Origin of the sequence: Kutzneria viridogrisea DSM 43870, from assembly GCF_000525635.1 — a bacterium.
GTDB lineage: Bacteria > Actinomycetota > Actinomycetes > Mycobacteriales > Pseudonocardiaceae > Kutzneria > Kutzneria viridogrisea.
In genome coordinates, this window is record NZ_CP007155.1 from 808,762 (window position 1) to 828,459 (window position 19,698).

General features: G+C 71.8%; 16 protein-coding genes and 1 tRNA gene. 5 read left to right on the forward strand and 12 right to left on the reverse strand.

Going from position 1 to position 19,698, the window contains the following annotated elements:
- Together KALB_RS03900 and KALB_RS03905 are read left to right on the forward strand one after the other, a co-directional pair.
- Positions 1 to 1,770 carry an ABC-F family ATP-binding cassette domain-containing protein gene (locus tag KALB_RS03900; protein WP_025354417.1) on the forward strand — a complete coding sequence of 590 codons (1,770 nt, stop codon included), beginning with the start codon at positions 1 to 3 and terminating at the stop codon, positions 1,768 to 1,770.
- Between the two features lie 53 nt (positions 1,771 to 1,823).
- Positions 1,824 to 3,485 (forward strand): fatty acyl-AMP ligase, encoded by a 1,662-nt coding sequence (locus tag KALB_RS03905; protein ID WP_025354418.1) that lies wholly within the window; start codon positions 1,824 to 1,826, stop codon positions 3,483 to 3,485.
- Here the strand turns inward: KALB_RS03905 and KALB_RS03910 are convergent, their stop codons facing one another.
- From KALB_RS03910 to KALB_RS03950, 9 genes are all read right to left on the reverse strand, one after another.
- Positions 3,486 to 3,758 (reverse strand): DivIVA domain-containing protein, encoded by a 273-nt coding sequence (locus tag KALB_RS03910; protein ID WP_030109637.1) that lies wholly within the window; start codon positions 3,756 to 3,758, stop codon positions 3,486 to 3,488. It abuts the gene before it with no gap.
- Positions 3,759 to 3,893: 135 nt separating this feature from the next.
- Positions 3,894 to 4,466, reverse strand: a complete 573-nt coding sequence (gene pth, locus KALB_RS03915) for an aminoacyl-tRNA hydrolase (RefSeq protein ID WP_025354419.1) — start codon at positions 4,464 to 4,466, stop codon at positions 3,894 to 3,896.
- On the reverse strand, positions 4,456 to 4,968 hold the full coding sequence (locus KALB_RS03920) for a DivIVA domain-containing protein (protein WP_025354420.1): 513 nt from the start codon (positions 4,966 to 4,968) through the stop codon (positions 4,456 to 4,458). Before KALB_RS03920 ends, pth begins: the two co-directional genes overlap by 11 nt.
- A gap of 82 nt (positions 4,969 to 5,050) precedes the next feature.
- Positions 5,051 to 5,653, reverse strand: coding sequence for a 50S ribosomal protein L25/general stress protein Ctc (locus KALB_RS03925; protein WP_025354421.1), 603 nt, complete (start codon positions 5,651 to 5,653; stop codon positions 5,051 to 5,053).
- Between the two features lie 259 nt (positions 5,654 to 5,912).
- Positions 5,913 to 6,884 (reverse strand): ribose-phosphate diphosphokinase, encoded by a 972-nt coding sequence (locus KALB_RS03930; RefSeq protein WP_236650166.1) that lies wholly within the window; start codon positions 6,882 to 6,884, stop codon positions 5,913 to 5,915.
- A gap of 11 nt (positions 6,885 to 6,895) precedes the next feature.
- On the reverse strand, positions 6,896 to 8,380 hold the full coding sequence (gene glmU / locus KALB_RS03935) for a bifunctional UDP-N-acetylglucosamine diphosphorylase/glucosamine-1-phosphate N-acetyltransferase GlmU (protein WP_025354423.1): 1,485 nt from the start codon (positions 8,378 to 8,380) through the stop codon (positions 6,896 to 6,898).
- Between the two features lie 71 nt (positions 8,381 to 8,451).
- The gene (locus KALB_RS03940; RefSeq protein ID WP_236650167.1) at positions 8,452 to 10,161 is read right to left on the reverse strand and encodes a GGDEF domain-containing protein; all 1,710 of its coding nucleotides are present in this window, start codon (positions 10,159 to 10,161) and stop codon (positions 8,452 to 8,454) included.
- Positions 10,162 to 10,199: 38 nt separating this feature from the next.
- Positions 10,200 to 10,270 (reverse strand) — tRNA-Gln (locus KALB_RS03945).
- A gap of 48 nt (positions 10,271 to 10,318) precedes the next feature.
- Positions 10,319 to 11,476 (reverse strand): alpha/beta hydrolase family protein, encoded by a 1,158-nt coding sequence (locus tag KALB_RS03950; protein ID WP_042220206.1) that lies wholly within the window; start codon positions 11,474 to 11,476, stop codon positions 10,319 to 10,321.
- A gap of 179 nt (positions 11,477 to 11,655) precedes the next feature.
- Between KALB_RS03950 and KALB_RS03955 the strand changes: the two genes are divergently transcribed.
- Together KALB_RS03955 and KALB_RS03960 are read left to right on the forward strand one after the other, a co-directional pair.
- Positions 11,656 to 12,609, forward strand: coding sequence for an acyl-CoA desaturase (locus tag KALB_RS03955; RefSeq protein WP_025354426.1), 954 nt, complete (start codon positions 11,656 to 11,658; stop codon positions 12,607 to 12,609).
- Between the two features lie 88 nt (positions 12,610 to 12,697).
- The gene (locus KALB_RS03960) at positions 12,698 to 13,300 is read left to right on the forward strand and encodes a TetR/AcrR family transcriptional regulator (RefSeq protein ID WP_025354427.1); all 603 of its coding nucleotides are present in this window, start codon (positions 12,698 to 12,700) and stop codon (positions 13,298 to 13,300) included.
- A gap of 60 nt (positions 13,301 to 13,360) precedes the next feature.
- Here the strand turns inward: KALB_RS03960 and KALB_RS03965 are convergent, their stop codons facing one another.
- The 3 genes from KALB_RS03965 to KALB_RS03975 all read right to left on the reverse strand — a co-directional run bounded on the left by KALB_RS03965 (position 13,361) and on the right by KALB_RS03975 (position 15,892).
- Positions 13,361 to 14,209, reverse strand: a complete 849-nt coding sequence (locus KALB_RS03965; RefSeq protein ID WP_025354428.1) for a 5-oxoprolinase subunit C family protein — start codon at positions 14,207 to 14,209, stop codon at positions 13,361 to 13,363.
- On the reverse strand, positions 14,206 to 14,814 hold the full coding sequence (locus KALB_RS03970) for a 5-oxoprolinase subunit B family protein (RefSeq protein ID WP_025354429.1): 609 nt from the start codon (positions 14,812 to 14,814) through the stop codon (positions 14,206 to 14,208). The genes KALB_RS03965 and KALB_RS03970 overlap by 4 nt, the downstream gene beginning before the upstream one ends.
- 199 nt (positions 14,815 to 15,013) lie before the next feature.
- Entirely contained in the window at positions 15,014 to 15,892 is an 879-nt protein-coding gene (locus KALB_RS03975; protein ID WP_025354430.1) for a class I SAM-dependent methyltransferase, read from the reverse strand.
- Positions 15,893 to 16,111: 219 nt separating this feature from the next.
- Here KALB_RS03975 and mfd point away from each other — a divergent pair, with 219 nt between their 5' ends.
- Positions 16,112 to 19,681, forward strand: coding sequence for a transcription-repair coupling factor (gene mfd, locus KALB_RS03980; RefSeq protein ID WP_411931181.1), 3,570 nt, complete (start codon positions 16,112 to 16,114; stop codon positions 19,679 to 19,681).
- Positions 19,682 to 19,698 lie beyond the last annotated feature (17 nt).

A 19,698-nucleotide genomic window follows, 5' to 3' on the forward strand; every position in this document is an offset into this window, starting at 1 on the left:
GTGGCGAACCTGGTCAACCTGGAATCGGTCAGCAAGTCCTACGGCGTGCGCAGCCTGCTCGACGACGTCTCGCTGGGCGTCAACGAGGGTGATCGCATCGGCGTGGTCGGGCTGAACGGCGGCGGGAAGACCACGCTGCTGGAGGTGCTCGCGGGCATCGAACCGCCGGACACCGGGCGGGTCAGCCAGAACCGGGACCTGCGCATGGCGGTGGTCACGCAGCGCACGCAGCTGCCGACCGACGCCACGGTGCGCAACGCGGTGCTGGACCCGCACGGCTACACCTCGGAGCACGAGTGGGCCGCCGACGCGCGGGTGCGCTCGATCCTGGACGGGCTGGGCATCACCGCGCTGGGCCTGGACTCGCCGGTGGCCACCATGTCCGGTGGGGAGCGGCGCCGCGTGGCGCTGGCCGCCGCCCTGGTCCGCGAGCTGGACCTGCTGGTGCTGGACGAGCCCACCAACCACCTGGACGTGGAGGGCGTGCGCTGGCTGGCCGAGCACCTGCTGGGCCGCCGCGGCGCACTGGTGGTGGTGACCCACGACCGCTGGTTCCTGGACACGGTGTGCACGAGGACCTGGGAGGTCGTCGGCGGGGCCGTGGAGCAGTACGAGGGCGGCTACGGGGACTGGATCTTCGCCCGCGCCGAGCGGGCCCGGCTGGCCGACACGGCGGAGGAGAAGCGGCGCAACCTGGCCCGCAAGGAACTGGCCTGGCTGCGCCGCGGCGCACCCGCCCGCACCTCCAAGCCCCGCTACCGGATCGACGCCGCCGAGGCGCTGATCTCCGACGTGCCGCCGCCGCGCGACTCCGTGGAGCTGACGGCCTTCGCCCGGCGCAGGCTGGGCAAGACGGTGCTGGAGATCGAGGACGCCACGCTCGTGGTCGGCGACCGCACCCTGGTCAAGGACGTGACCTGGCGGATCGGCCCCGGGGACCGGGTCGGCCTGGTCGGGGTCAACGGCTCGGGCAAGACAAGCCTGCTGCGCCTGCTCGCCGGGGAGCGGGAACCCGACGGCGGCAAGCGGATCCAGGGCCAGACCGTGCGGCTGGCGCACCTGACCCAGGAACTGCACGACCTGCCGGGCGACATGCGCGTGCTGGAGGCGGTGGAGGAGGTCGCGCGCCGGGTCGTGCTGGGCAAGCACGAGCTGTCGGCCTCGCAGCTGGCGGAGAAGCTGGGCTTCAGCAAGACCCGGCAGTGGACCCCGGTCGGCGACCTGTCCGGCGGCGAGCGGCGCCGGTTGCAGCTGACCAGGTTGCTGATGGCCGAGCCGAACGTGCTGCTGCTCGACGAGCCCACCAACGACCTGGACATCGACACCCTCCAGCAACTGGAGGACCTGCTGGACTCCTGGCCGGGCACCATGGTCGTCGTCTCGCACGACCGGTACCTGGTGGAGCGGGTCTGCGACCGGGTGGTCGCCCTGTTCGGCGACGGCGGGGTCACCGACCTGACCGGCGGCATCGAGGAGTACCTCAGGCGCCGGGACGCGCAGCGCGAGCAGAGCGCCGCCGTGGTCGCACCGGCCGCGGCGCCCAAGGCCAGCGACGCCGCCGAGCAGCGGGCCGCCCGCAAGGAGCTGGCCAGGCTGGAGCGCAGGCTGGACGTGCTGACCAAGAAGGAGAACGAGCTGCACGCCAAGCTGGCCGAGGCGGCGACCGAGCCGGAGCGGCTGCTCAGCCTGGACGCCGAGCTGCGGACCGTGCTCGCCGAGAAGGACGAGGTCGAGCAGCAGTGGATGGAAGCCGCCGACGCCGCTGAGTGACCGGTACGGATGTTTCCTGCGCGTGAACGGCCTACGCATCTAGGCTCCGCGCTATGAGCACGTTCGTCGACACGATGCGGGCCAGTGCCACCGGGCCCGCTGGCAGCGCCAAGGGGATGACCACGGGCGAGCCCCACGCCCCGGCGCGCAGGACCTGGGCCCAGGTGCACGAGGCGGCCAGCCGGATCGCGGGCGCCCTGCTCGCCGACGGCCTGACCCCCGGCAGCGCCGTGGCGGTGCTGGCCGCCGACCCAGCGCTGATCGCCCCGGCCGTGCAGGCGGTGTGGCTGTCCGGCGGCAGCGTGACCATGCTGCACCAGCCGACCCCGCGCACGAACCTGGCCGAGTGGGCCGAGGACACCCTGCGCGTGCTGAACATGATCGGCGCGGGCCTGGTGCTGCTGGGCGCGCCCTTCGACGCGCTGGCCGGGGTGCTCGACGAGCACGGGGTGCGCTACCGCAGGCTGGACGAGCTGGCCGGGGGCGAGCCGCTGACCGAGCCCGTGCCGGTGGCGGAGGAGGCCACCGCGCTGCTCCAGCTCACCAGCGGCTCCACCGCCGACCCGAAGGCCGTGCGGATCACCCACCGCAACCTGATGGCCAACATGCGGGCCATGGTGCAGGCCGCCGAGTTCGACTTCGACGCCGACACGATGGTGTCCTGGCTGCCGCTGTTCCACGACATGGGCATGGTCGGCTTCCTGACCCTGCCGATGACCTTCGGCGTGGAGCTGGTCAAGGTCAGCCCCGCGGAGTTCCTCGGCGGGCCGCTGCTGTGGTTCGACCTGATCAGCCGGTACCGGGGCACGGTCACCGCGGCGCCCAACTTCGCCTACGCCATCGCGGGCCGCCGACTGGCCTCCGTGGACGGTGACGACACCTACGACCTGTCCTCGCTGCGGATCGCGCTCAACGGGGCCGAACCCATCGACGCGCTGGCGGTGGCCTCGTTCACCACGGCGGGCGCCCGGTTCGGCATGGACCCCGGCTGCGTGTTCTGCGCGTACGGCATGGCCGAGACCACGCTCGGCGTGTCCTTCGCCAAGCCCGGGGTGGGCCTGGCCACCGACGTGGTCGACGCGGAGCGGCTGGAGACCGAGCGGGTGGCCGCACCCGCCGGTGACGGGCCGACCCGCGCCTTCCCGCTGCTCGGTGAACCCCTGCCGGGGCTGGAGATCCGCGTGCTCGGCGAGGACGGGCAGGAGCTCGGCGAGCGCGAGGTGGGCCTGCTGATGCTGCGCGGGGAGTCGGTGACCCCCGGCTACCTCACCGTGGACGGCCCGGTGTCCACCCAGGACGCCGAGGGCTGGCTGGACACCGGGGACGAGGGCTACCTCGTGGACGGGCAGGTGGTCGTGTGCGGTCGCCGCAAGGACGTGATCATCATGGGTGGCCGCAACATCTACCCGACCGACATCGAGCGGGCCGCCAGTTCGGTGCCGGGCGTGCGCGCGGGCAACGCGGTCGCGGTGCGGCTGGACGCCGGTACCCGGCGCGAGCGGTTCGCCGTGGCGCTGGAGTCCAAACTGGCCGGTGACCCCGCCGCGGAGAAGGCGCTGCGGAACGAGGTCACGTCCAAGGTGGTCGACGCCGCGGGGGTGCGGCCCTACGCGGTGGTCGTGCTCGCGCCGGGCAACCTGCCCAAGACGCCCTCGGGCAAGCTGCGCCGCGCCGCCGCCGGGCAGCAGGTGGCCCAGCTGCTGGCCAAGGACTGATCAGCCGGTGGTCGGCGCGTGCCCGCCCTCCAGGGTCTGCACGACCTGGCTGAGGAACGCGTCGACCTCCTCCTTGGCGTAGCCCCGCCGGCCCAGGCTGGGGCTGCTGAAGGTGACCTCGCGCACGTGCCGTGCCGCCAGGTCGTCACTGCCGCGCAGGGTGGCCTCGATCCGGTCGAGGAACGCGTCCACCTCTGCCTCGTCGTAGGCGTTCTTGCTGATCAAAGCCAAGCTGAACGTCACGTCACGCACGTCGTCAGGCCCGAGGCTCATGTGCGGACGGTACCGAGCGGTGACCCGGTCCGCCTGCTGAGCGGGACTCGCGCTCCCCAGAGCGGGACTCGTCACCCTCAGAGCGGGACTCGCCGGGTTGTCGGCGTGTCCCGCTCAGCCGCGGCCGAGTCCCGCTCAATGGAAGGTGTTCTGGGCGGCTTCCAGGCCGTGACTGACCAGGGCCTCCACCGCGTCGGCTGTGTGGTCCAGGGCGAAGGCCAGCTCCTTGCGCTCCACCGTGGAGAAGTCGCGCAGCACGAAGTCGGCCGGGTCCATGCGGCCGGGTGGCCGGCCGATGCCGAACCGCACCCGCAGGTACTCCTTGGTGCCCAGCGACTTCGAGATCGAGCGCAGTCCGTTGTGGCCGTTCTCCCCACCGCCCAGCTTGAGCCGCACGGTCTGGAACGGCAGGTCCAGTTCGTCGTGCACGACGATCACCGAACCGGGCTGCACCTTGTAGAACTTGGCGGCGGCGACCACGGGTCCGCCGGAGAGGTTCATGAACGAGCGCGGCTTGGCCAGCACCACGCGGTTGCCGCCGAGCCTGCCCTCCACGACCTCGGCCCCGCCCTTGTGCGCCTTGAACTTGCCGCCCACCCGGTCGGCCAGCTCGTCGAGCACCAGGAAACCCACGTTGTGCCGGTTCCCGGCGTACTGCGGCCCGGGATTGCCCAGGCCCACCACGAGAACGACCTCGCTAGCGTCCACGAGAGCGCAACTCCTGCTCCAACTCGTCCAACAGCGCGTCCACAGCGGACACCCGGTAGCCCCTGCGCAGGCCCGAGGTGGCGCTGAACCGGGTCCGGTACACCTCGCTGGCGGTCATCGTGCCGCGCCCGTCCAGGGTCGCGGCCGCCCTGGCCAGGAAGGCGTCCACCTCAGCGGGATCGTAGCCGTGAGCCGCCCTCGGCAACCGCACGGCCGCCAGCTCGCTGCTGCCGCGCAACCGGGTCGGGGCCACCCCGCCCCGGCGCAGCTGCCGCTCCACCTGGTCCAGGAAGGCGTCCACCCGGTGCGGGTCGTAGCCGTGCCGCCCCGGCCGCTCCTGGGTGAAGGTGACCTCGCGCACGTTGTCCGCGGTCAGCGAGCCGCGTCCGGCCAGGGTCTCGGCGACCTGCTCCAGGAACGCGTCCACCTCGTCCTCGCGGTAGCCGCGACGGCCGCCGCCGGGGCGCGGGAAGCGCACCGCGCGTACCGCAACGGCCGTCAGCGCGGGCTGCTGCGGATGCGCGAACGCCCCGCCCCCCTCGAAAGGGGGCGGGGCGTCGGGTGAGTTCGCCGGGGTGATCGGCTCAGCTCTCGTCGGCGGAGGCCTCGGCCGCCTCGGCCGCCTCGCCGTCCATCTGGGCGGCGCTCGGGGCCTCGTTGACGGCCGCGACCAGCGCGTCGGCGTCGGTCACCAGGCTGGCGCCGGAGGGCAGCGTCACGTCCGAGGCGTGGAACTGGGTACCGGGGCCCGCGGCCTCGATGGACAGCTCCAGGTTCTCAGGCAGGTGCAGCGCCTCGGCCTCGATCTGGATGGTGGACAGCTCCTGGGTGACCAGGGTGGCCGCGGCGGCGTCGCCGACCAGCACCACGGGCACGTCCACGGTGATCTTCTCACCGCGCTGCACCAGCAGCAGGTCCACGTGCTCGATGTAGTTCTTGATCGGGTGCGTGGTGACGGTCTTGGTGAGCGCCAGCTCCTGGCTGCCGTTCAGGTCCAGGGACAGGACGGCGTTGCCGCCGTGCTCACGGACCACACGGGCGAACTCCAGCGCCGGCAGGGCCAGGTGCTTGGGGTCGGAACCGTGGCCGTAGAGCACCGCGGGGATCTTGCCGGCGCGACGGGTGCGGCGGGCCGCACCCTTGCCGAACTCGGTACGCGATTCGGCGGCGAGACGGACCTCGGACACGGTGGGGTACTCCTTGCACTTCAGCGGGTGGGGGCAGGTACTGCGCGGGGGTGGCCTGCGGCGGCGAGGGCGCGCGTAACCATGAACAGCGCGCGGCAACCAGGCCGCCGCCGCGTCGATCACGGAGCCGCGAGTCAACACCCCTCGCCGAGGCAACCAAGACAGTGTAGGGGCCACTGGAAAGCGGCGCCAATCGGCCCCCCGCAAACGCGCGAATGCCCGGGGTGGGGCCCCGGGCATTCGCGCGTTCGCCGGTGGTTCAGGCGTTGCCGTCGAACAGGCTGGTGACCGAGCCGTCCTCGAAGACCTGCTGGATGGCCTGGGCCAGCAGCGGGGCGATGGACAGCACCGTGAGCTGCGGGAACTCCTTGGCGCCGGAGATCGGCAGCGTGTTGGTCAGCACCACCTCGCGGGCGCCGCAGGTGCTCAGCCGCTCGGCTGCGGGCCCGGACAGCACCCCGTGCGTGGCCGCCACGATGACGTCCTTGGCGCCCTCGGCCACCAGTTGGCTGACGGCCTTGGCGATCGTGCCGCCGGTGTCGATCATGTCGTCGATCACCACGCACAGCCGGCCCTTGACCTCGCCGACCACCCGGTTGGCGACGACCTCGTTGGGCTTGAGCGGGTCACGGGTCTTGTGGATGAACGCGATCGGGCAGCCGCCCAGGGTGTCCGCCCACTTCTCGGCCAGCTTCGTGCGGCCCGAGTCGGGGGAGACCACCGTGATCTCCTCGCCCCGGTACTTGCGGGACACGTGCTCGGTCAGCAGCGGCAGGGCCCACAGGTGGTCCACCGGGCCGTCGAAGAAGCCCTGGATCTGCGCGGTGTGCAGGTCCACGGTCATGATCCGGTCGGCACCCGCGGTCTTGAACAGGTCCGCGATCAGCCGGGCCGAGATCGGCTCGCGACCGCGGTGCTTCTTGTCCTGCCGCGCGTACGGGTAGAACGGCATGATCACGGTGATCCGCTTGGCGGAGGCGCGCTTGAGCGCGTCCACCATGATCAGCTGCTCCATCACCCACTGGTTGATGGGTGCCCCGTGGCTCTGCAGCACGAAGGCGTCGCAGCCGCGCACCGACTCCTCGAACCGCACGAAGATCTCGCCGTTGGCGAACTCGTAGGCGGACTGGGGGGTCACCGTGACGTTGAGGTGCTTGGCGACCTCTTCTGCCAGCTCCGGGTACGCGCGCCCGCCGAAGAGCATCAAGCTCTTCTTGGGTGTGCCGGACATAGAGGCCACTGTCACTGCTCCTTCGGGTCGTCTTGCGCTGTCTTCTCCGCGCCCTGCTCTGCGAGCGCGCGCTGTGCGGCCTCCGCTGCCGCGGTCCCGGCGCGACGGAGGGTGACCCAGCCCTCGAAGTTGCGCTGCGGACCGCCCGAGACGGCCAGTGCACCCGGCGGCACGTTGCGCCGGATCACGGTGCCCGCCCCGCTGTAGGCACCGTCGCCCACGGTCACCGGGGCCACGAACATGTTGTCCGACCCGGTCCGCACGTGCGAACCGATCACCGTGCGGTGCTTGCGGACACCGTCGTAGTTCACGAAGACCGAGGAGGCACCGATGTTGGACTGCTCACCGATGGTGGCGTCGCCCACGTAGGTCAGGTGCGGGACCTTGCTGCCCGCCCCGATCTCGGAGTTCTTCACCTCGACGAAGGTGCCGATCTTGCCGCTGTCGCCGAGCTTGGTGCCCGGCCGGAGGTACGCGAAGGGACCCACGCTGGCGCCCTCGCCGATCTCGGAGTCCGAGCCGTGCGTGCGCACCACCGAGGCGCCCGCGCCGACCACGCAGTTGCTCAGCGTCGTGTCCGGGCCGACCACCGCGCCCTCGTACACCGCCGTGCCCGCCTTGAGCTGCACGTTCGGCTCGATGCGCACGTCGCGGGACAGCGCGACGTCGGCGTCCAGCCAGGTGCTCGCCGGGTCGACCACGGTGACCCCGGCGCGCATCCAGCCCTCGACCAGCCTGCGGTTGAGCTCGGCGCCCAGCCTGGCCAGCTGCACCCGGTCGTTGACCCCCTCGACCAGCCACTGGTCGGTGCACACCAGCGCGCCGACCCGGCGGCCGTCCCCGCGCGCGATGGACAGCACGTCGGTCAGGTACAGCTCGCCCTGGGCGTTGTCGGTGGTCAGCCGGGACAGGCCGTCGCGCAGCACTGCGGTGTCGAAGACGTACACGCCCGAGTTGATCTCGGTGATGGCCTGCTGCTGCTCGTCGGCGTCCTTCTGCTCCACGATGGCCAGCACCCCGCCATCGGCGTCGCGCAGCACGCGGCCGTACCCGTGCGGGTCGGGCACCACGGCCGTGAGCACCGTCACGGCGTTGCCCGTCGAGGCGTGCTCCGCGAGCAGCTCGGTCAGCGTTTGGGCGTCCAACAGCGGAACGTCCCCGTAGGTCACCACGGTGGTGCCGGAGACCACCTCGGGCAGCGCGGCCAGCGCGCAGCCCACGGCGTGCCCGGTGCCCCGCTGCTCCTCCTGCACCGCGACGGTGATCTTGCGGTCGACCTCGCCCGAGACGGCGTCCAGGTGCTCGGCGACGGCCTGGCGACCGTGCCCGACCACGACGACCAGGTGGTCGGGATCCACCCCGGTCGCGGCCCGCACGGCGTGCTCGACCAGGGAACGGCCAGCGAGGGCGTGCAGCACCTTCGGTGTCGCCGAGCGCATCCGGGTCCCTTCACCGGCTGCGAGCACGATGGTGCTGACCTGTCCGCCTTCGGGCATGAACGACTCTCCCTAGGTATTCGTCATGCTTGTCGGCAGGGCGATGCGAAGCCCTGTTCCGACTGACGATCCTACGGTGCCTCGTCGACTGCCACCCCGACGCCGCCCAGCGGCTCGGCCAGGGTGTCCCCGGCCACAGCCGCCACCCCGTTGCCGCCCCCGCGCTTGGCCAGGTACATGGCCGCGTCCGCGCGGGCCAGCGCCTGCGCCGCGGTTTCCTGTGGCCGCAAGGAAATCACCCCGATGGACAGGGTGACGCCCCGGGACAGGTCGATGGGCAGCCTGGCCACCGCGTCCACCGCGCGGCCCAGCGCGGCCTCCGCGGCGCTGAGCGGGGCGCCGGGCAGCAGCACCACGAACTCGTCCCCGCCGTAGCGGGCCACCATGTCGTCCCCGCGCACCGCGTTGCGCAGCGTGCTGGCGATGACCCGCAGCACGTCGTCCCCCTCGGCGTGCGAGGCACGGTCGTTCACGCCCTTGAACCCGTCCAGGTCCACCAGCGCCACCGACAGCGGGTGCTCCCCGGGCGCGGCCACCAGCGACTCCAGCCGCTCGTCCAGCGCGCGCCGGTTGGGCAGCCCGGTCAGCGGGTCCTGGAGTGCCTGCTGGGAGATCGTGCCGTGCTCGCGGCTGAGCCGCTCGTGCTCGCGCCGGGTCTGCAGGCTGGTCACCTTGGACTCGCCCATGGACCACATCTCGTGTTCCAGCTCGGTGGCGTACTGCTCCAGCGCGTTGGCGCCGACCTCGGTGCTCTCCGGTCCGGACAGCCGGGCGAACTCGCGCATCAGGCACAGCCGCAGCGTGGTCTCGGAGGTGTCGTGCAGCAGCCGGTCGGCGGCCTCGCCGAGGGTGCGCACGGCCTCCTCGAACCGCTCCTCCCGCTCGTAGCAGCGGGCGAGCGCGATCGCCACCATGATCAGCTCGCGCGGGTAGTGCGTGATCCTGCCCAGGGACCGCAACCGGGCGATGTGCTCGGCGCCCGGCCTGGCCAGCGCGTGCGCGGCGCCGACGACGGGCAGCTGGTCGGCGGCCGGTTCCGCGCTGCGCCGCTGCGGCTGGGACTCGCGCCAGGGCACCTCGGCCGCCGCGGCGATGGCCGAGGCGGTGGCGAACTTCTCCGCGGCCCGGTCGTACAGGCCGACCCGCTCCAGGCGCAGCCCCCAGCCCAGCAGCAGCCGGGTCCGGTTGATCATGTGCTCGGAGATCTCGAACGGCCCGCCGTAGTCGCGGATGTTGGACTGCGCACGGACCAGCTGCTGCGCGGCGATCTCGTACACGCCGAGCTGGCTGAGCAGCTGGCCGATGTCCACCAGCACGGTGGCGAGCATGCGCTTCCACACCCGCAGGTTGACCAGGCTGTCCGGGGTCAGGTCCTCGTCGAGGATGGCCAGCGCCTTGGCCGCCGCGGTCAGCGCCTCGTCCTCGAAGCCGCCGAGGAACAGCCGCCTGCCGCGCAGCGCGTGCGCGCCCGCCTCCATCACCGTCAGCCCGTGCCGCCGGGTGTGGGTGATCATCTCGTCCAGCAGCGGATCGGTCTCGTTGGCCAGCGCGGGGCTGGTCAGCCGGGCCAGGCAGCTGGTGCGCAGCAGCTGGGCGACCATCCTGGGCTCGCCGCGGCGCTGGGCCTCGGCCAGCAGCCGGTCGACCTCCTCGATGGCCTCCTGGGAGGCGCGGTCGGTCTCACCACTACAGGAGATGGCCAGCTCACGGGCACGGCCGACCAGCCAGGCATCCGACATCTCGGCCAGCGCCGGTGCCGTCTCCTCGTAGTGGTCGACCACGTCCTCCTGCAGGGCCGTCTCCCATCACTGTGCGTCTGCTCCGCTGCCAGGATTCGAACCTGAACCATTGGAACCAAAATCCAAGGTGCTGCCGTTACACCACAGCGGACCGGTGTTCGCCCCTCCATGGTGTCACGACGGGCCGGTCCGGGTCAGCTCACCCCGCGAACTTGGTCAGGAACTCGGACATCGTGCGCTCATAGGACTGCCGGTCCACGTTCCAGGCGGCGGTGTGCTCCGCGCCGGGCACCTCCACGTAGGTCAGCGGCCAGCCCAGCCGGGAGGCCGCCGCGGCCAGGTCGCGGGAGGCCCGCACCGGGACCGTGCTGTCGGCGGCCCCGTGGAACAGCAGGGTCGGCGGCCGGTGCGCGGGCGGGCTGTCCAGCAGCTCCATCCGGCCGAAGTCGGTGCCGGTGCGCCAGCCGGAGACCAGCTCGGCCAGCCGGGCCAGCGGGCCGGTCAGCGGCAGCCCCCGGTTGGCGGCCTGCAAATCCAGGGTCTTGGTCCAGCTCACCACCGGTGCGTCCAGCACCACCGCGCTGACCTGTCCGGCGAGGGCGGACTGGGCGAGCACCTGTTCCACGACCGCGCCACCCATGGACCACCCGTAGAGCACGAACTTCTTCGCCCCGTGCTCGGTGCCGTAGCGCATGGCGGCCTCCACGTCACGCCACTCGCTGTCGCCGAGGTGGTAGAGCCCGTCCGGGGAGGCCGGGGCGCCCGCGTCGTTGCGGTAGGTCACCGACAGCACGCCGAGGCCCAGCTGGTGCAGCGCGGGGATGACCCGCAGCGTCTCCTGCCGGGTGCCGCCGTGCCCGTGCACCGCGATCACCCAGGTGCTGCTGCCCGGGGTGTACCAGGCGGGCATCGCGCCCAGCTCCGACTGGACCCGCACCTCCTGGAAGTCCAGCCCCAGCGCCGCCTTGGGGTCACTCGGCCACATCGCGGGAGTCATCCGCACCTTGGTGCCCGAGGGCGGCGCGGTGCCCAGCACCAGTTCCCGGACCACCTTCGTGTCGTCCTGGGAGAGCACCTTGCCCAGGTGTGCGAAACCGCCCGGCCACTCCAGGCCCCAGAGGCCCTCGTTGGCGGTGTCCCCGCCCTTCTGGAGTGAGACGGCGCTCACACCGTTCACCGCTGTCGCGCCCAGCGAGACGTCCCCGTAACCGGGTACCGCCTTGGCCGGGTCGAGCAGCTCGCCGCTGTAGTACCAGCCGACGCCCAGCAGCAGTCCGAGCACCACTACCAGCGCGGAAGCCGTTGAGACGATCACGATCCGCGGGGCGCGGCCGCGACGAACACCAGGTGAGCTCATCACCGGATGATCTCAACACGCCGAGGTCGCGACACGCCGGTGTTACCTGTGAAGGGAACAAGAACGTCCGAACGCGGGGTGGTATTCCCGCCGCGCTCTACTTACGCTGGCGTAAGTTACGGTTCCGTAGGCTAGGTGGACCTAAGTCAAGTCCATTTTCGCCGGAGAGGTGTCACGGTATGACCACAGCCCTGGACAAGCCAAGGGAAGCGGCGGGTGGGGGACCCAAGCCGATCATCGACGGCCGCCACGGAAACGTCGAGCAGACCCTCATCTACATCTTCACGATCCTGCCGTTCGCGGCGCTGATCGCCGCCGTCCCGCTGGCCTGGGGCTGGGGTCTGAGCTGGGTGGACATCGCCATCGGCGCGGTGTTCTTCTGCATCAGCGGCATGGGCGTGACGGTGGGCTACCACCGCTACTTCACGCACGGCTCGTTCAAGGCCAAGAAGGCGCTGCGGGTGGCGCTGGCCATCGCGGGCAGCATGTCCCTGCAGGGCTCGGTGATCAAGTGGGTCGCCGACCACCGCCGCCACCACGCCTTCTCCGACCGCGAGGGCGACCCGCACTCGCCGTGGCTGTTCGGCACCGGCCCGATCGCGCTGGCCAAGGGCTTCTGGCACGCGCACATGGGCTGGCTCTACGAGCGCGACGTGACCAACAAGGACCGCTTCGCCCCCGACCTGACCGCCGACAAGGCCCTGGGCAAGGTGGACAAGCTGTTCCCGCTGTGGACCGCGGTCAGCCTGGTGCTGCCCGCCGTGCTCGGCGGCCTGATCAGCTGGTCCTGGTGGGGCGTGCTGACCGGCTTCTTCTGGGCGGGCCTGGTCCGGGTGTCCTTCCTGCACCACGTGACCTGGTCGGTCAACTCGATCTGCCACATGATCGGCGAGCGCCCCTTCGCCGCCCGCGACCGCTCGGCCAACTTCTGGCCGCTGGCGATCCTGTCCTTCGGTGAGTCCTGGCACAACCTGCACCACGCCGACCCGACCTCGGCGCGGCACGGGGTCAAGCGCGGTCAGATCGACATCTCCGCACGCACCATCTGGCTGTTCGAGAAGCTCGGCTGGGCGTGGAACGTGCGCTGGCCGAGCGCCCAGCGGCTGGCCAGGATCAGCACACCCAAGCAATGACCTATCGTGACAGCCGATGGTTGTCAGGCGAAGGACTCGCGGCAGGGGTGGCACAGTGGACGGTGCCGCCCCTGTGACGCGTGTCCGGATGACCGGCAAGGAGCGCCGCCAGCAGTTGCTGGACGTGGCGCGGGAACTGTTCGCCGAGAAGGGCTTTGACGCCACCTCCATCGAGGAGATCGCGCACCGGGCCGGGGTCAGCAAGCCCGTGGTCTACGAGCACTTCGGCGGCAAGGAGGGCATCTACGCGGTCGTGGTCGACCGGGAGATGCAGCGCCTGCTGGACAACGTGGTGAGCGCGCTCGGCGCGGGCGGCGGCAACCCCCGCGACCTGCTGGAGGCGGCGGCCCGAGCCCTGCTCAACTACATAGAGGGTTCCAGCGACGGGTTCCGGATCATGGTCCGCGACTCCCCGGTGGCCAGCTCCACCGGCACCTTCTCCAGCCTGCTCAACGACATCGCCAGCCAGGTCGAGCACATCCTCGGCCTGCACTTCGACGCCCGCGGCTACGACGCCAAGCTGGCCGCCCTCTACGCCCAGGCCCTGGTCGGCATGGTCGCGCTCACCGGCCAGTGGTGGCTGGAGGTGCGCAAGCCCAAGAAGGACGAGGTGGCCGCACACCTGGTCAACCTCGCCTGGAACGGCCTGTCCGCCATGGAGAACAAGCCGCGGCTGCGCACCCGCCGCTGACGGGAGCGGCACGTGCCATGAAAGTGCCGTTCCTGGCGTCAGGTGCCAGGAACGGCACTTTCATGGCTTGGCGACCCGGAACCGGACCTGCTGACCCGGCCGGACCTGCGCGGCGGCGGGCACCTCGTCCACCACCCCGATGACCGGGTAGCCGCCGGTCACCGGATGGTCGGCCAGGAACACGATCGGCTGGCCCGAGGGCGGCACCTGCACCGCGCCGGACACGACCGCCTCCGAGGGCAGTTGGCGCTCCACCAGCCGCGGCAGGGCGGCGCCGGTCAACCGCACACCGATCCGGTTGCTGTCCCCGCTCACCACGTACGGCCGCGCGCACAGCACCCGCAACGCGTCGGCCGCGAACCAGTCGAGCCGGGGGCCGGGTAGCACGGAAAGTGTTGGTACCTCGGGAAGTTCGGCCTGTGGCGCCAAGTCGGCGGCAGGCCAGTCGAGCCGGTCCTCGCCGATGGGCAGCACCATGCCGGGCGCCAGCGGCGGCGGGCCCAGACCGGACAGCAGGTCGGTGCTCCTGGACCGCAGGACCGGTTCCACCGCAACGCCGCCCCGCACCGCGAGGTAGCTCCGCAGACCGCGAACCGGTGCGCCGACACGGAGTTCCTCGCCCGCGTGCACCCAGAACGGGGCGTGCGAGCCGACCGCCCGCCCGGAAACCGTTACGGGACAAGGCGCCCCGGTCAGGGCGGCCAGCACGCCACGCCCCAGCCGCACGTGCAGCCCGCCGAAGGTCAGCTCCAGCACGGCCGCCGACCCGGGGTTGCCCACCAGGCGGTTCGCCAGCGCCGCCGCGGGCCGGTCGGCCGCCCCGGAACGTCCGACGCCCAGGTGCGCCAAGCCCTCGCGGCCCAGGTCCTGCACCGTCCCCAGTGGACCGGCGGCCAGCACCTCGATCATGCGCGCACGAACCGGACGGCCGTACCCGGGGTCAACGCCGTCGGCGGGTAGTTCGCCAGGTCCCACAGCTCCAGTTCGGTACGGCCGATCAGCTGCCAGCCGCCGGGCGACTCACGCGGGTACACCGCCGTGTAGTCCCCGGCCAGTGCGACCGAACCCGCTGGGATGCGCACCCTCGGCGTGGACCGCCGCGGCACGTGCAGCGCCGGGTCGAGCCCGTCCAGGTAGCCGAAGCCCGGTGCGAACCCGCAGAACGCCACCCGGTAGCGCCCCGCGAGGTGCCGTGCCACCACCTCGTCCTCCGTCAGGCCCGTCAGCTCCGCGACCTCGGCCAGGTCCGCCCCGTCGTAGCTCACCGGGACCACCAGCTCCCGTTCGGCCGCCAGCACCTGGGTGCCCGCCTCGCGCCCGCGCAGCTCGGTCGCCAGCTGGTCGAAGCCGATCCGGCCGGGGTCGTACTCCACCAGCAGGGTCCGGCTGGCCGGGATGAGCTGGACCAGTCCGGGCGGCGGGTCCTCGCTCAGGCAGGCGTGCAGGCCGAGCACCTGTTCGAGGGCGTCCACCTCGACCAGGGCGGCACGCCTGCCGCAGCGCAGGATCCTCATGCGCGCAGCCTAAGGATTGTTCAACAATCCTGCAATGCCTGAATCTGGTGGCGCGGCACACCGCACCTCGGGCACCATCGAAGGCGAGGGGGGAAGGGGGCGGGGGCCATGCGTAAGGACCGAGTCTGGTGAGCGCGCGCGGGCGCGCGACGGCGTCCAACCGTCGCGCGCCCGCGCCACCACATCCTCGGGGCTGGGGTCAGCTCGCCTTCCTGCGCAGCCAGATGCTGCCGGGCTGCTGGTCGGCCGCCTGCGGCAGGGTCTCACTCACGAACGCGTGCTCCGTGGTCCACAGCCAGGAGTTGAACAGCAGCACCTCGAACGCCGAGTTGTAGCTCAGGAAGGCCCGCAGCAGGTAGTTCTCGTTCCAGTTGCGGCCCTCGCGCAGCCAGTCCACCGGGTACTCGAACGGCCAGAAGATGTCGTGCACGTGCACCACGACCCCCTCGGCGAGCCGGGGCAGCACCTCGAAGAACAGGTAGTTGACGTCGCTGCCCGCCTTGCTCACGTGCGTGGAGTCGATGAACAGCAGGTCCCCGGACCGCAACTGGTCGAAGGTGTCCAGCGGCAGGTCCTGGACCCCGGTGCGGATCAGCGTGCAGCGCTGCTGGTCATCGGGGCGCAGGAGGTCCAGCAGGCGCTCCGGGTAGGGCTCGACGAAGGTGAACCTGCTCTCCGGCGCGTAGCGGTCCGAGGCGTCCAGCGCGATAGCCGAGGAGAAGCCGGAGCCGACCTCGATCACCCTGCGCGGCTTGAGCTCGCTGAACACCGAGTAGTACACGGCCGCGTCGGCGAGGCCGAACATCACGTTGTCCGGGTGGTACCGCCAGTCCACCAGCTGCCGGGTCGGCACCTCGGACCAGCGCTTGGCCAGCTTCGCCACCAGTGCCCGCTGCTGCGGCGCACGCAGGTCCACACCCGGCACCTCGGTCCTGCCCCGTGCCGCGCTCGCCGCCCGCGCCAGGTCCTCCGGCGCCGGGATCGGTGAGTAGAAGTGGCCCGGCGGAACGTAGAGCGGGTTGCGCAGCGCCGCCGTCGCACCCCTGGCCGCCTTCACCATCGATCGCACGGTGTTCATCGCGTCCTGCTTCGGTGCAGACATCAGGGCCCTTCCCGGTCGGTGGCCGGAAAGTAGCAGAGCCACCTGCCGCTGCCTGATCGGCGGATAGAGGTGCTTTCGTGGTCGTGCCCGGGCCGCGGACCTGACCGCGACGGGTCGTTGTCGGACCTCCGGAATACCCTGGGCGAAGTGCTCAAGCCACGTCCGAGGGGGACTGCCGAAGTGACCCAGGGTCGACTGTCTGGTCTGCTCGCCTCCGTGCTCGCCGAGAAGTCGCTGCGCGAGGCGGTCGCCGCGGTGGGCACGCCACGCCTGGAACTGGAGGGACCGCCCGCGGGCCGCCCGCTGCTGGTGGCCGGGCTGGCCGCGGAGCAGGGCGGCGGCCGTCCGGTGCTGGCCATCACCGCCACCGGCCGGGAGGCCGACGAGCTCGGCGCGGTCGTGGCCGACCTGCTCGGCCCGGACGCCGTCACGACCTTCCCCTCCTGGGAGACGCTGCCGCACGAACGCCTGTCCCCGCGCGCGGACACCGTGGGCCGCAGGCTGGAGGTGCTGCGCAGGCTCGCGCACCCGGAGGAACACCCGGCGGGCGCGCTCAAGGTCGTGGTGGCCACGGTGCGCAGCCTGATCCAGCCGATGGCCCCCGGCCTGGGTGAGCTGGCCCCGGTGCACCTGGTCAAGGGCGCCGAGCACGAGTACGAGCCGCTGGTGCAGCGGTTGGTGGACCTGGCCTACACCCGCGTGGACATGGTCGAGAAGCGCGGCGAGTTCGCGGTGCGCGGCGGCATCCTGGACATCTTCGCGCCCACCGCGGAGCACCCCGTCCGGGTGGAGTTCTGGGGCGACGAGGTCAGCGAGATCCGGCCGTTCTCCGTGGCCGACCAGCGCTCCCTGCCCGGTGAGCTGGCCGGGTTCACCGCCCCGCCCTGCCGCGAACTGCTGCTGACCGAGTCGGTGCGCGAACGCGCCGCCGCGCTGGCCGCCGAGCACCAGGCCGACGCCCAGCTGGCCGAGATGCTGGACAAGCTGTCCAGCGGCATCCCCTGCGAGGGCATGGAGGCGCTGATCCCCGCGCTGTGCCCCGGCGAGCTGCAACTGCTCACCGACGTGGCCCCCGCCGACACCCTCGTGCTGGTCGCCGACCCGGAGAAGATCCGCACCAGGGCCCAGGACCTGGTGCGCACCGGGCAGGAGTTCCTGGAGGCCTCCTGGATGGCCGCGGCCGGTGGCGGCGGCGCCCCGATCGACCTGGGCGCCTCGGCCTACCGCTCGCTGGCCGAGATCGCCACGCACGCCGTGGACACCGGCCGGTCCTGGTGGACGCTGAGCCAGCTCACCAGCGACGCCGAGGACGTGCAGCGGCTGGAGTTCACCCCGGTGGACGCCTACCACGGCGAGGTCGAGCGGGCCTTCGCCGACCTTCGGGCGCACACGGCCTCGGGCGGCACCGCCGTGCTCGTCGTGCCAGGGGCGGGCACCGCCCAGCGCGCGGTCGAGCAGCTCGCCGAGGCCGAGGTGCCCGCCCGGCTGGCCGAGAACGGGCTGACCAGTGCGCCGGACAGTGGCGTGGTCACCGTGGCCCGCGGGTCCATGGAGGACGGGTTCACCGCACCGGTACTCGCCCTGGTGGTGCTCACCGAGACCGACCTGACCGGCGGCCGGGGCGGCACCTCCACCAAGGACATGCGCAAGATGCCCTCGCGGCGGCGCAACGCGGTGGACCCGCTCGCACTGAAGCCGGGCGACTACGTGGTGCACGAGCAGCACGGCATCGGGCGCTACGTGGAGATGGTGCAGCGCACGGTCGCGGGCGCCACCAGGGAGTACCTCGTGCTGGAGTACGCGGCCAGCAAGCGGGGGCAGCCCGGGGACCGGCTGTTCGTGCCGACCGACCAGCTCGACGAGGTCTCCCGCTACGTCGGCGGCGAGCTGCCCACGCTGAACAAGCTCGGTGGCTCGGACTGGAAGAACACCAAGGCCAAGGCGCGCAAGGCGGTCAAGCAGATCGCGGCCGAGCTGGTGCAGCTCTACGCGGCCAGGCAGTCCGCGCCGGGGCACGCCTTCGCGACCGACACCCCGTGGCAGCGCGAGCTGGAGGACGCGTTCCCGTTCACCGAGACCGCGGACCAGCTGGCCGCGATCGACGAGGTGAAGGCCGACATGCAGCGCGCCGTGCCGATGGACCGGGTCATCTGCGGTGACGTGGGTTACGGCAAGACCGAGATCGCGGTGCGCGCCGCCTTCAAGGCGGTGCAGGACGGCAAGCAGGTCGCCGTGCTGGTGCCGACCACGCTGCTGGCCCAGCAGCACCTGAACACCTTCGCCGAGCGCATGCGCGCCTTCCCGGTCACCGTGAAGGGCCTGTCCCGGTTCACCGATCCCGCCGAGTCCGAGAAGGTGGTCGCCGGGCTGGCCGACGGTGAGGTGGACATCGTCATCGGCACGCACCGGCTGCTGCAGACCGGCTTGCGCTACAAGGACCTCGGCCTGGTCATCGTGGACGAGGAGCAGCGCTTCGGCGTGGAGCACAAGGAGCACATCAAGGCGCTGCGCACGCACGTGGACGTGCTCACCATGTCGGCGACCCCGATCCCGCGCACCCTGGAGATGAGCCTGGCGGGCATCCGCGAGATGTCCACCATCCTCACCCCGCCCGAGGAGCGGCACCCGATCCTGACCTACGTCGGCGCCTACGACGACAAGCAGGTCGGCGCCGCGATCCGCCGCGAGCTGCTGCGCGACGGCCAGGTGTTCTACGTGCACAACCGGGTGTCCTCGATCGAGAAGGCCGCGCGGCGCATCCGCGAGCTGGTGCCCGAGGCCAGGATCGCCACCGCGCACGGCCAGATGAACGAGGACCGCCTGGAGAAGATCATCCAGGGCTTCTGGGAGCGCGAGTTCGACGTGCTGGTGTGCACCACGATCGTGGAGACCGGCCTGGACATCTCCAACGCCAACACGCTGATCGTGGAGCGCGGGGACCTGCTCGGCCTCGCCCAGCTGCACCAGCTGCGCGGGCGGGTCGGCCGGGCCAGGGAGCGCGGTTACGCCTACTTCCTGTACCCGCCGGACGGCTCGCTCACCGAGACCGCGCACGACCGGCTGGCCACCATCGCGCAGAACACCGAGCTGGGCGCGGGCATGGCGGTGGCCATGAAGGACCTGGAGATCCGCGGCGCGGGCAACATCCTGGGCGCCGAGCAGTCCGGGCACATCGCGGGCGTGGGCTTCGACCTGTACGTGCGGCTGGTCGGCGAGGCCGTGGAGGCGTTCCGCAAGCACGCGGGCGCTCCCACCGACGAGGAGGCCGAGGAGCTGGCGGAGGTCCGGGTGGACCTGCCCGTGGACGCGCACATCCCGCACGACTACGTGCCCGGCGAGCGGCTGCGCCTGGAGGCCTACCGCAAGCTCGCCGCCGCGGTGGACGAGGCTGCGCTGGCCGCGGTGGCCGAGGAGCTCAAGGACCGCTACGGCACCCCGCCCGCCCCGGTGGAGCACCTGTTCGCGGTGGCCAGGTTCCGGCAGGCCTGCCGCGTGCACGGGGTCACCGAGGTGGCCACCCAGGGCAGCACGATCCGGTTCGCACCGCTGGAACTGCGCGACTCCCAGCTGGTGCGCATGCGCCGGCTGTTCCCCAAGGCGGTGCACAAGCCGGCCACTCGGCTCGTCTCGGTGCCCCGGCCCACCGAGGGACCGGCCGGTGGCCGCATGGGCGCCCCGCCGCTGCGCGACCTGGAGCTGCTCGACTGGTGTGCGAAGTTCCTGGACTCCCTGCTCGGTGCACCCGCGCCGGTAGTAGGTGGTTGAGATCACCAGCGCTGTGA

Bases quoted from the DNA above. Each gene is read 5' to 3' on its own strand.
- KALB_RS03950 (WP_042220206.1), bottom strand. From the start codon at position 11,476: ATGAGCTCACCTGGTGTTCGTCGCGGCCGCGCCCCGCGGATCGTGATC.
- KALB_RS03910 (WP_030109637.1), bottom strand. From the start codon at position 3,758: ATGAGCCTCGGGCCTGACGACGTGCGTGACGTGACGTTCAGCTTGGCT.
- KALB_RS03975 (WP_025354430.1), bottom strand. From the start codon at position 15,892: ATGAACACCGTGCGATCGATGGTGAAGGCGGCCAGGGGTGCGACGGCG.
- KALB_RS03905 (WP_025354418.1), top strand. From the start codon at position 1,824: ATGAGCACGTTCGTCGACACGATGCGGGCCAGTGCCACCGGGCCCGCT.
- KALB_RS03970 (WP_025354429.1), bottom strand. From the start codon at position 14,814: ATGAGGATCCTGCGCTGCGGCAGGCGTGCCGCCCTGGTCGAGGTGGAC.
- KALB_RS03960 (WP_025354427.1), top strand. From the start codon at position 12,698: ATGACCGGCAAGGAGCGCCGCCAGCAGTTGCTGGACGTGGCGCGGGAA.
- KALB_RS03930 (WP_236650166.1), bottom strand. From the start codon at position 6,884: ATGTCCGGCACACCCAAGAAGAGCTTGATGCTCTTCGGCGGGCGCGCG.
- KALB_RS03965 (WP_025354428.1), bottom strand. From the start codon at position 14,209: ATGATCGAGGTGCTGGCCGCCGGTCCACTGGGGACGGTGCAGGACCTG.
- glmU (WP_025354423.1), bottom strand. From the start codon at position 8,380: ATGCCCGAAGGCGGACAGGTCAGCACCATCGTGCTCGCAGCCGGTGAA.
- KALB_RS03955 (WP_025354426.1), top strand. From the start codon at position 11,656: ATGACCACAGCCCTGGACAAGCCAAGGGAAGCGGCGGGTGGGGGACCC.